The sequence below is a fragment of the Corallococcus sp. M7 genome (assembly GCF_054512695.1).
This window is the reverse complement of record NZ_CM137252.1, coordinates 991,464-1,002,436: the sequence shown is the minus strand read 5'-3', so window position 1 is coordinate 1,002,436 and position 10,973 is coordinate 991,464. Positions and strand designations below refer to the sequence as shown.

Annotated in this window: 11 protein-coding genes; 7 read left to right on the top strand and 4 right to left on the bottom strand. The window is 68.6% G+C overall.

Going from position 1 to position 10,973, the window contains the following annotated elements; genetic code table 11:
* Positions 1–72: 72 nt before the first annotated feature.
* Positions 73–474, bottom strand: a complete 402-nt coding sequence (locus ACX114_RS04265; RefSeq protein WP_459294978.1) for a VOC family protein — start codon at positions 472–474, stop codon at positions 73–75.
* Positions 475–564: 90 nt separating this feature from the next.
* On the opposite strand from ACX114_RS04265, the gene ACX114_RS04260 reads away from it, so the two are divergent.
* The 5 genes from ACX114_RS04260 to ACX114_RS04240 all read left to right on the top strand — a co-directional run bounded on the left by ACX114_RS04260 (position 565) and on the right by ACX114_RS04240 (position 5,105).
* Entirely contained in the window at positions 565–1,365 is an 801-nt protein-coding gene (locus ACX114_RS04260; protein ID WP_459294977.1) for a TetR/AcrR family transcriptional regulator C-terminal domain-containing protein, read from the top strand.
* Between the two features lie 132 nt (positions 1,366–1,497).
* A complete protein-coding gene (locus ACX114_RS04255) occupies positions 1,498–2,208 on the top strand; it encodes a hypothetical protein (protein ID WP_459294976.1) in 711 nt (236 codons plus the stop codon).
* Positions 2,209–2,275: 67 nt separating this feature from the next.
* The gene (locus ACX114_RS04250) at positions 2,276–3,016 is read left to right on the top strand and encodes a hypothetical protein (RefSeq protein ID WP_459294975.1); all 741 of its coding nucleotides are present in this window, start codon (positions 2,276–2,278) and stop codon (positions 3,014–3,016) included.
* A gap of 77 nt (positions 3,017–3,093) precedes the next feature.
* Positions 3,094–4,425 (top strand): ferritin-like domain-containing protein, encoded by a 1,332-nt coding sequence (locus ACX114_RS04245; RefSeq protein ID WP_459294973.1) that lies wholly within the window; start codon positions 3,094–3,096, stop codon positions 4,423–4,425.
* Positions 4,422–5,105: a hypothetical protein gene (locus ACX114_RS04240; protein WP_459294971.1), complete on the top strand. Its 684-nt coding sequence runs from the start codon at positions 4,422–4,424 to the stop codon at positions 5,103–5,105. The genes ACX114_RS04245 and ACX114_RS04240 overlap by 4 nt, the downstream gene beginning before the upstream one ends.
* A gap of 14 nt (positions 5,106–5,119) precedes the next feature.
* Here the strand turns inward: ACX114_RS04240 and ACX114_RS04235 are convergent, their stop codons facing one another.
* On the bottom strand, positions 5,120–6,025 hold the full coding sequence (locus ACX114_RS04235) for a helix-turn-helix domain-containing protein (protein ID WP_459294969.1): 906 nt from the start codon (positions 6,023–6,025) through the stop codon (positions 5,120–5,122).
* A gap of 142 nt (positions 6,026–6,167) precedes the next feature.
* Between ACX114_RS04235 and ACX114_RS04230 the strand changes: the two genes are divergently transcribed.
* A complete protein-coding gene (locus ACX114_RS04230; protein WP_459294967.1) occupies positions 6,168–7,427 on the top strand; it encodes a C39 family peptidase in 1,260 nt (419 codons plus the stop codon).
* 241 nt (positions 7,428–7,668) lie between these two features.
* A complete protein-coding gene (locus ACX114_RS04225; RefSeq protein WP_459294965.1) occupies positions 7,669–9,108 on the top strand; it encodes a glutamine synthetase family protein in 1,440 nt (479 codons plus the stop codon).
* Here ACX114_RS04225 and ACX114_RS04220 read toward each other — a convergent pair.
* Entirely contained in the window at positions 9,105–9,953 is an 849-nt protein-coding gene (locus ACX114_RS04220) for a DUF1206 domain-containing protein (RefSeq protein WP_459294963.1), read from the bottom strand. The genes ACX114_RS04225 and ACX114_RS04220 overlap by 4 nt on opposite strands.
* A gap of 127 nt (positions 9,954–10,080) precedes the next feature.
* Positions 10,081–10,887, bottom strand: coding sequence for an alpha/beta hydrolase family protein (locus ACX114_RS04215; protein WP_043322605.1), 807 nt, complete (start codon positions 10,885–10,887; stop codon positions 10,081–10,083).
* Between the last annotated feature and the right edge of the window lie 86 nt (positions 10,888–10,973).

The following is a 10,973-nucleotide window of genomic DNA, read 5'->3' as shown; positions in this document are numbered from 1 at the left end:
GGCAAACGCTTCGGCTGCCTCACAAGTCGGAGCCAGAGCCAGAGGCAGACAACCTGCCCGGATGCCTGGAGCTCAGGATGCCGTGGTGCCCGGCGGGTGCATCCATTGGACAAGCTGGATGATGACGCCGTTCGCGTCAGCGACCTGGAAGTAGCGCTCGCCCCATTCCTCCGTCTCGATGGGCGTCAGGACCTTCACGCCCTCCGCCTGGATGCGTGCGTACTCCGCGTCGATGTCGTCCACGACGAACGCGACGATGAGCCCATCCGCCCGGCGCGTCTTCAGGGACTCCGGCTTGAGCGTCTTCAGGCCCGTGCGCAGGTAGATGACGTTGAAGCCCACGTCGGGCCGGGCCAGGGACACGAAGCCGTCCGCGGCCATCGCCTCCGTGAAGCCGAAGTGGCGCTTCAGGAAGGAGGCGGAGGCCTCCACGTCATCGACATTCAGGGACACGGCGGAAGCGGTGACTCGCATGAACGGTCCTCCCCATGAGTGGCACGGCTCAATCTACGTACGACGTACGTAGTTGCACGTCAAGGTCGCGGCGTTGGAAGAATCCGGCGCATGGCATCGCATCGCAGCAGCATGGGAGACCCCACCCGGACGCTGGAGCTGCTGTGGCGGGACTCCCTCCCCTCCCAGGGCAAGCGGGGTCCGAAGCAGGCGCTCACCGTCACCGCCGTCGTCGAAGCGGCGGTGGCGCTGGCGGACGCGGAGGGGCTGGACGCGGTGACGATGCGGGCGCTCGCGGGGAAGCTCGGCATCGCGCCCATGGCGCTCTACACCTATGTGCCCGGGCGGGCGGAGCTCATCGACGTGATGCTCGACACCCTCTACGCGGGCATGGCCCGGCGCAAGCCGAAGGGCCGGGACTGGCGCTCGCGGCTGGAGGCCGTGGCCCACGACAACCGGGCCCTGTTCACCGGGCACCCCTGGCTCGCTGAAGTGTCCACCACGCGCCCGCCCCTGGGCCCGGGCCAGATGGCCAAGTACGAGTACGAGCTCCAGGCGCTCGAAGGCGTGGGCCTGGACGACGTGGCGCAGGACGCGGCGTTGACGTTCGTGCTGGGCTTCGTGGAGTCCTCCGCCCGGGCGGCCCTGGATCAGCGCGCCGCGCGGCTCGAGTCCCAGATGAGCGACGAGGCCTGGTGGAAGGCGAACGAGCCGCTGCTCACGCGCATGTCCGACCCGGAGCGCTACCCCATCGCGTCCCGCGTGGGCTCCGCCGCGGGCAAGGCCCATGGTGCCGCGTACGACCCGGACCATGCGTATGCCTTTGGCCTGGAGCGCATCCTGGACGGGCTGGCCGTGCTCATCGAACAGCCGCGCACGCCTCGTGGCCGGGCCCGGAAGCGCGGCGCCTAGGCCTCGCCCCCCTCAACTTTCCAAGTCCTTCTCAGCTTTCCAAGCAGCATGGATGGGGGCCTTCACAGGGAAGCGGCCCTGGCATCCGCATTGCTCTGCCTCCCGGACACACACCTTGCCTGGGAGTTGTCCATGAACCTCCATCGACTGCGTCGTCTCTTCGTGCGGGCGGCCTCGCTCGCCCTGCCCCTGGTGCTGGCGGGCTGTGGCGGACCCGAGGGCAGCGTGGACCTGAAGGGCTACTCGGAGATCGCGTGCACGGGTCAGAGCATCTCCGTCAGCGACCTGACGCTGACGCCGGAGCCTGACTTCGTGCAACTGAGCTTCTTCGACTCCTACACCGAGGACGACGCGGCGCCCCCCGCTCCCCTCAGCGTGAGTTCCTCCGGCCAGCCTTGCGCGACGGCCACGGACATCCCCGCGTGTGAGACCGCGTTGGAGAACGCAAGACCCACCCCCAACAGCGGCTTCCACTTCAGCTGCATGGGCAAGGGCGGCTGCACCAAGTCCCACTTCCTGGTGACGACCCGGGGTGACGAGGTGAAGACACACTCGACGAAAGAGGAGTTCCAGCAGTTGCTGGGCACCATCGACACCGAACAGGAGGCGGTGCTCAAGGCCTTCGCGACCCGATACTCCTTCGTCTGCGGGAACAAGGAGCAGGGGGCGGTGAAGAAGAACGCGGATGGCAGCTTCCATGTCATCGGGACCAATGGGTATGCCTGCGGGCCGGGCACGGAGCTGCGGCAGCACGTGCTGAAGGTGACGGCCTCCGGTGAGGTCGAGGAGCTGGAGACGCGCATCCTGGAGGAGGGAGCAACGGTCTGCCCTGCCGGCCAGTAGGGCTCCAGGTCGCCATGGCATCCAGATTGCTCAGGGCCCCGGCACACGTCCTACCCAGGAGCCTCTCTTGAACCTCCATCGACTGCGCCGTCTCTTCCCGCTCGCCCTGCCCCTGATGCTGGCGGGCTGTGGGGGACTGGAGGGCAGCGTGGACCTGACGGGTTACTCGGAGATCGCTTGCACGGAGCAGGGCATCTCCGTCAGCGACCTGAAGCTGACGTCGGCACCGGACTTCGTGCAACTGCGCTCCTTCGACCCCGACACCCGTGGAGACTCGGAGCACATCCCTTTTGTCAGCGTGAGTTCCTCCGGCCAGCCTTGCGCGACGGCCACGGACGTCCCCGCGTGTGAGGCCGCGCTGGAGGACGCGACCGTCACCACCGGCTTCCACTACGACTGCACGCGCGAATGCCGCCAGCACTTCCTGGTGACGACCCGGGGTGACGAGGTGAAGACATATTCGTCTCAGGCAGAGCTCCAGCGGTTGCTGGGCACCATCGACACGGAACAGGAGGCGGTGCTCCAGGCCTTCGCATCCAACTACTCCTTCGTCTGCGGGACCCAGGAGCAGGGAGCGGTGAAGAAGAACGCGGATGGGAGCTTCAATGTCATCGGGACGAATGGCTACGCTTGCGGACCGGGCACGAAGCTGACGCAGTACGTGCTGAAGGTGACCGCGGCCGGTACGGTCCAGAAGCTGGAGACGCGCGTCCTGGAGGAGGGAGACCCGGTCTGCCCTACCGGCCGCGAGCGCGGCGTCCAGGTCCTGCCCCCCTCAATTTTCCGAGCCCCTCCCGGCGTTCCCTAGGGGAGCTTCCCAGGGACGCCGCACTGGCATCCGCATTGCTCAGGGCTCCGAGCACACTTCCTTTCCACGAGCCTCCCTTGAACATCCATCGACTGCGCCGTCTCTTCTCGCGGGCCCTGCACGCCTCGCTCGCCACACCGCTGGTGCTGGCGGGCTGTGACGGCACGGAGGGCAGTGTGGACCTGAAGGACTACTCGGCGGTCCCGTGCTCGGTTCAGGGCCTGGCCGTCAGTGACCTGACGCTGACGCCGGAGCCGGACTTCGTGCAGCTGCGCTACATCAACTCCAACGGCGGCCAGCCGCCCACCTCCTATGTCAACGTGAGCTCCGCCGGCGAGCCCTGCGCGACGGCCACCGACGTCCCCGCGTGCACGGCCGCGCTGGAGAACGCGAACGTCCCCGCCGGCTTCCACGACGTCTGCGTGGACTTCTGTTCCGCGGCCTACCTGGTGACGACCCGGGGCGACGAGGTGAAGACGCACTCGACGCTGGAGGAGCTCCAGCAGGTGCTGGGGACCATCGACACGGAACAGGAGGCGGTGCTCAAGACCTTCGCCGCGGGCTACAACGTGAGCTGCTCCGAGCTGAAGTACGGCGCGGTGAAGAAGAACGCGGATGGCAGCTTCAACGTCATCGGGACTAAGGGCTACGCCTGCGGGCCGGGCACGGAGCTGACGCAGCACGTGGTGCGGGTCTCCGCTTCCGGCGAGCTCCAGGAGCAGGAGAAGCGCGTGCTGGAGAAGGGAGACCCCAACTGCAACATCGGCCGGCGGCCGGTGGGGCTCCAGGTCGCGGAGGCCTGCGAGAGCCCGGAGGCGCTGGGCCGCTACTTCGCGAACGCGGCGCACCTGGAGGCGGCGTCGGTGCACGCGTTCCTGCGGCTGCGGGATGAGCTGGCGTTGCACGGCGCGGACGTGGGCCTCCAGGACGCTGCACGCCGCAGCGCCATGGAGGAGGTCCAGCACGCCCGGGTGACGGAGCGGCTCGCGCACCGCTTCGGTGGCACGCCCCAGCGTCCGGTGGTGGAGGAGTTGCCTCCGCGCTCCCTTGCGGACGTAGCCCTGGAGAACGCGGTGGAGGGCTGCGTGCGCGAGACGTACGGCGCGCTGCTCGCGCACCATCAGGCACTGCACGCGCGCGACCTGGAGGTGAGAGAGGCCATGGTCCGCATCGCGGAGGACGAGACGCGGCACGCGGCCCTGTCATGGGACATCGACCAGTGGGCCCGGCCGCGCCTGTCCGCGGAGGAGCGCGCAACGCTGCGCGAGGCCCAGAAGCGCGCGGTGGCGGCCTTGCGCGAGGACGTCGCGGTGCCGCTCGACGCGAGCGTCATCACGATGGCGGGCATGCCCACGCCCGAGGCGGCCCTGGCACTGCTGGACACGCTGGAACAGGACCTCTGGGCATGAGCAGCCACTTCTCACGAGCGCTGGTGGGCATGACGCTGCTGCTGGCCGGCTGTGCTTCCTCGGCGGACACGGACGGATACAGGCAGGTCGACTGCGCGTATTGGTGGAGCCGCCATCCGCTCTTCGACATCCTTCGTCCCGCGGCGGGGCTGGATGCGGTCCAGGTCCGCAGCACGCGCGAGCCGGCGCCTACGGAGGGCCCGGCCTCCGGCAGCATCGCCTCCTGGGGGCAGGCCTGCGCGACCGCCACCGACGTCCCCGCGTGTCAGGCCGCCGTGGATGCGGCACGGCCTTCCGAGGGCTTCAACTCCTCCTGTTACGCGGACACCTGCTCCTTCCGCTTCCTGCTCACGACGCAGGGGGACCAGGTGCGGACCCATTCCACGTCGGCCTCTGTCCGGGAGGTGCTGGGGACCATCGACACGGAGCAGGAGGCCGTCCTGATGGTCTACGCGATGGGTTACGACTTCCTCTGCTACGACGTGGACCAGGGGGGCGTGAAGGCGAACGCGGACGGCAGCTACGACATCATCGGCTTCCAGGGCATCCAATGCGACGGGGACATCCCCATCACGCAGCACGTCTTCCACGTGTCCGCGTCCGGAGAGGTCCGCGAGATGGAAAGCCACGTGCTCCAGGGCGGCGAGGAGACGTGCGGTCCGCCCGGCGCGCCCCCCTGAGCCAGCACCGCCCGTCACGCGGGCTTGAGCTCGCGTGACCGGGGCGCCCCCTTCCGCATGATGCGGCCCTTCTTCATGGCGACGGAGCGGCGGGGGCTGCGCCCGACAGGCTCCAGCCGGAACGCATGGCCCATCGCATGCGCCACCCTGAACAGCGTCAGCTCCGTGGCATTCGCCTTTCCTGACTCAAGCTTGCTGATCTCGCTCTGGGGCACGCCCGACCTCACGGAGAGCTGCGCCTGCGTCAAGCCCTGCGCCTTCCGCAGCATGGCCAGCTCCCGGGCGATGCGGAAACGGTCGCGCTGGGCCTGAAGCTCCGCTTGAGCGGCAGGTCCCTCCGCCGCGGCTTCCTTCTCCACGAAAGCAGTCAGGTTCTTGAGGGTGCGCACGAGTCCTCCAACCAGAAGGATATTCCTATAACCCATAAGGAGCAAACGGTACTTCCCGCTCTTCGGCTTCCCTGCCCCCTTGTTCCGCTGCTTCTCGCGCTGTTTGAACCGGACCAACCGAGCCTCCGCGATAGCAATCTGCTGCTGCTGGTATCGCTTGGACGGGTTGCGCCCCTTGTCGTAGCCGTGGAGCACCAATGCCCGTTTGAGTCCATGCGGATGGAAGAAGATGCGAAGGAGAATCTCCTCGCCCATGTCCTCTGGATGAGGTTCCCCGGACGGTTTGCCAACGCGTTTCAGGAGTTGCGCCGCGTCTTGCCGCAGGCGCAGCTCAATGACGCCGCCTCCCAGGTTCTTGCCAAACTCGGTGCCCACGATGTCGGGGCCCATTGGCGCGACAAGCTGCTCCAACGCCGCGGTCACAACGCGCCGCTGCGCTGGAGAGAGGTCCTCTGTCATCCATTTGAAGACGGGCGAGGAGCCATTCGCCTCCTCGTAGAACTCAACCGTGTAGAGAGGGGCGTGGTTCATCGCGGCGACCCGCGGAGTCGCGCACGGCGCTCTAACAACCGCGTCTGACATTCCAGCTCCTGGACCGGCATCTGTCCGCCCGGCCGGACTTTCCAGGAATCCGACTTGAGGCACCTCACAGGCGTTTGCGACAATCGAGCGCGTGAACGCCCGCGCTCGCGTCCTCTCCGCCGTCCTGCTGGCCACCTGCATCTGGGCCTGCGCCTCCTCGCCGCCGTCGGCCTCTCCGGACGCGTCTCCGGAAGCAGGCTCGCCCGCGCGCCTGTGGCAGAAGACTTCCGTGGCGGGCGACCTCGCGCGCTTCTCCCGTGACGGCACTCGCGTCACCGCCGACGGCGCGCTGGAGCTGGACCCCTCCACCGCGAAGGACGGCACCGATCCGTTCCCCGCGGGCGGCTGGCTCGACGGCGGCAGCTTCTACAACGGCGGCACCTTCCGCGTCGGTACCGCCACCTCCGAGGTCCAGTCCGTCCCCGGCGGCTTCGACAGCGTGGTGCCCTCCTTCGACGCCCAGACGCCTCCCGGCACCTGGGTGAAGCTCACCGTCTCCGCCCGCATCGAAGGCACCTGGACCAAGGACTACGAGCTGGGCGTCTGGGCCTTCGACACCACCACCGTCGCGCGCCACAGCGTGGACGGCCAGGGCGACGCCGACGGCAACGTCCTCACCGACACCCTCAACCTCAAGCGCCGCGCGGACGCCCTGCGCGTCACCGTCCACCTCTTCTCCGAACGCGCGGACGTAAGCCCCCGCGTCCGCGCGCTCGCCGCCGCCGTCACCGACACGCGCCTCAAGCCCGAGGACGCCACGTCGGACCGCACCGGGTGGGGCACCGTGCTCGACGTGCCGGGCTACTCGCAGATGATCTACCCCGACGGCGGCGAGGTCTGGTGCTCCCCCACGTCCACCACCATGCTGCTCGGCTACTGGAGCCGGAAGCTGGGCCGCACGGACCTGGAGCACCCCGTGCCCACCGCCGCCGCCCACACCTATGACTGGGTCTACAAGGGCACCGGCAACTGGGCCTTCAACACCGCCTACGCCTCCAGCATGTCCAACGGCGCCCTGCACGGACTCGTCGCCCGCTTCGACTCGTTCGCTCCCGTGGAGCGCCTCATCGCCGCCGGCATCCCCGTCAGCATCAGCATCGCCTATGAACCCGGCGAGCTCCCCGGCGGCGCCGCCCGCCGCACCGACGGCCACCTCATCGTCGTGAAGGGCTTCACCGACACCGGCGACGTCGTCGTCAACGATCCTGCTTTCGGCTCCAACGAAACCACCAGCGCCACCTACCCCCGCGCCGAGCTGTGGCGTGCCTGGCAGCACTCCCGGGGGGCCGCGTACGTGCTCTGGCCCGCCGGCACCGCCCTGCCCGAGCAGGGGCTCGTGCCCCTCCCGTAGCCGGGACGTCCGAATGCAGACACGCGGTCAACGCAGCGCGGCGCGCAGTGTCCACTGGCCGGGGCGTCAGACACCCCGTCCCTTGACGTTCGAGCGTCCGTGCGCGCCCCAACACGACCTTTAGCCTTCAGTCCTCCGAAATTAGGCTTGATTTCGCGTCGCGGAATGTAAATACCTGCGCCCGTGCTTTTGATGTCTCCGCCGGTATTCCGGAACCGGGGACACGCCTGGAGGCAGGACCATGGAGCAGAAGCCGCTGCGGGATTTCCTGGAGATTCCCTACGACGAGCTGGAGGAACTCAACCTCAAGGTGAAGCGCCAGCGCATCAAGCGCGAGTCGCCGGACAAGATCCGCGAGGAGCGGATCAAGTACCTGACCGACGAGAAGCGCATCAAGGCCGTCACCGTGTGCTTCACCGACCTGGAAGGTCGGCTGCACATGCTGGACTACGACAAGAAGTTCCTCCTCAAGAGCGCGGACAACCTCACCTTCGACGGCTCCTCCATCCGCGGCTTCTCCGCGCAGGCGGAGAGCGACCTGCGCCTGAACGTGGACTGGAGCGCGTTCTACTGGCTGCCGTCGGACATCTTCGGCCCCGGCAAGGTGCTCGCGTTCTGCGAGGTGCTGGAGCGCGACGGCACGCCGTACCACTCGGACATGCGCGGCCAGCTCAAGCGCGCCACGGAAGCGCTGTTCCAGAAGGACGGAACCGTGTTCCACGCGGCGCCGGAGATCGAAGGCTTCCTCTTCAAGAACCGTGACGCCGAGCGCCACTACCACGAAGAGGGCAAGTTCGAGTTCATCTCCATCGGCGGCTACTACCACGCGCTGCCGGGCGACGGGCTGCGCACCTTCATCGACAAGGCCGCGGAAGCGCAGCGCGCCATGGGCTTCGAGAACGAGAAGGACCACCCGGAGGTGGCGCCCTCGCAGTTCGAGATGAACTTCTCCTACAGCGAGGCGCTGGTCGCCGCCGACCAGATCCAGCTCTACAAGCTGCTCTGCCGTCAGGTGGCCGCGCAGCAGGGGCTGACGGCCAGCTTCCTGCCCAAGCCCGTCACGGGCGTGAACGGCAACGGCATGCACATCAACATGTCGCTGTCCAAGGGCGGCAAGAACCTCTTCTACGACAAGGCCGGCCAGGACGGCCTGTCGTCCATGGGCTGGGAGTTCATCGACCGCATCCTCACCAATGCGAACGACATCTGCCTCGTCCTCAACTCCAGCGTGAACTCGTACCGCCGCCTGGATCCGCACTACGAGGCGCCCAACCAGATCAAGGCCTCCGCGAACAACCGCGGCGCCATGGTGCGCATCCCGTTCGGCAACGAGCGCAGCGCGCGCGTCGAGTGCCGTTCGGTGGCGCCGGACGCGAACCCGTACATGGTGCTCTTCACGCTGCTGAAGACCGGCCTGGAGGGCCCGCAGCCGCAGGAGGACGCGGAGACCAAGCGCAGCCGCACGCGCTTCCTGCCGGACAACATCTACGACGCGGTGCGCTTCTTCAAGGGCAGCCAGTTCGTCGCGCAGACGCTGGGTGAGCAGGTGCAGAGCAAGTACGCGGAGCTGAAGGTGGCCTCCGCGGACCGCTGCCCCAAGCAGTTGGGGACCCGCGTGAAGGACGCGGAGATCCAGTTCCACCACGAGGTGACCAACCAGTACCTCTGGAACCTCTTCTAGAGCTGGCGGTAGCGCGCCTGGAGGAACAGGTAGGCGGCGTAGGCCACCAGGCCCGCCGCCACCACCCCCAGGAGCACGTCGCCCGCGGGTTGGCGGGCGACGACGGCCAGGGCCTCTCCCAGGCCCTTGGCCTCACCCGGGTTCGCGTCCACACCCGCGAGCACCAGGAAGCCGCCGATGACGGTGAACACCACGCCTCGCGCGGCGATGCCGAACTGGCACACCCGCTCCACGCGGTGCTGATGCGCCGCCGCCAGGCCGGTGAGCGTGAGCTTCTCCCGGAACTTCGCCTTCCAGGCCGTGTGGAACTGCTTCACCGCGAAGCCGATGATGCCCAGCCCCACCAGCACCACCAGGACGCGGCCGAAGGGCTGCTCCATCAGCGTCGCCGTCCAGCCCTGGGTGCCCTTGCCCTTGCCCTGTGACGACCCCACCACGGTCTTCACGGCGAACAGCGCCAGCGAGCCGTAGATGACGCCGCTGATGAAGTACATGGCGCGCGCGGCAATGCCCTTCGCGTCCGAGCCCTTGTCCTCCGTGTCCGCGAACGCCTGCGCGAAGCGCCAGATGACGTAGCCGACCAGGCCCACGGCCAGGAGCGACAGGAGCGCGATGCCAAAGGGCCCGTGCGCCACGGTGGCGACAGCGCCGTGACTGTCCGTGGCACGTCCGCCCTCGCCCGCCGCGAGCTTCAGCGCGAGCACGCCGATGATGGCGTAGACGCAGCCCTTGGCCGCGTAGCCCATGCGTCCCAGCTTCTTCGCCCACGGGTGGTTCGCGGCTTCCTTCGCGCCACGCGACAGCCGCTCCATGCCCGGCCCACGCATCACGTCCATCGTCGCCATGAGGTGTGCTCCTCCCGTCCTCCCGGACCGAAGGACAGGGTGCGCATCCGGCGACGCGAACGGGCGCAAGGTGCTCCCCCCGGTTCCCCATCCGGGCAGGGAACAGGGGGCCCGGCTGCCTGGATGCTCAGCGCAGGTTCTTCACGGCCTGGACCACGCGCGGCCACTCCTTGGAGCGCGGGTCGATGAGCTCGAAGTGGCCCGCGCCCTTCAGGGGCACCAGGTGCACCGGGTCCTTCTGCTGGACGCCCCGGGCGTGAAAGCCCTCGCTGACCTTCAGGGGGACGGTGTCGTCCTCGGTGCCGTGGATGAGGACCTGCGGCAGCTTCAGGGGCTGGAGCGCGGCGGGTGAGGCCACGGCGTAGCGCTCCGGGACCTGCTCCGGGGTGCCGCCCATGAAGGTCTTCACGATGCCATTGCCCAGGTCCAGCGCCGCGCCCTGCGCGAGGTCCAGCACGCCGGCCAGGGACACCACGCCCTTCAGCTTCAGCGGGGCGTCGCGGTACAGCGGGTGCTTTGGAGGGAGGCGGTGCCGCGCGGCGAGCCACATGGCCAGGTGGCCGCCCGCGGAGTGGCCCATGGCCACCACGTTGGAGAGGTCCAGCCCCAGCGACGGAGCCGCGCTCATCAGGTGGTCCGCCGCGGAGGCCACGTCCTCCAGGGTGCCGGGGAAGCCGCCGCCGTCCTGGCCCACGCGCCGGTACTCCAGGCTCCACGTCGCGAAGCCGCGCTTCGTCAGGTCCGCGCACAGGTGGCCCGCGTGCTCCAGGCCGTACTCCGCGCGCCAGAAGCCGCCATGGACGAAGAGGACCACGGGGTGCGGACCCTTGCCCTTGGGCTTGCGCAGCTCGGTGAACTGCTGCGGGGCTTCGCCATAGGCGATGCGCGCGTCCGGCGGCGGCTGCGGCGTTTCCAGGACCCACATGGAGCTCATGCCGCGCATCTTGGGAACGGGCGGCCGGGCATCGCAAGTCGCGCCGCGCCGCCGTGCGTGGGGGATGGGGGCTCCGGTACGCTTCC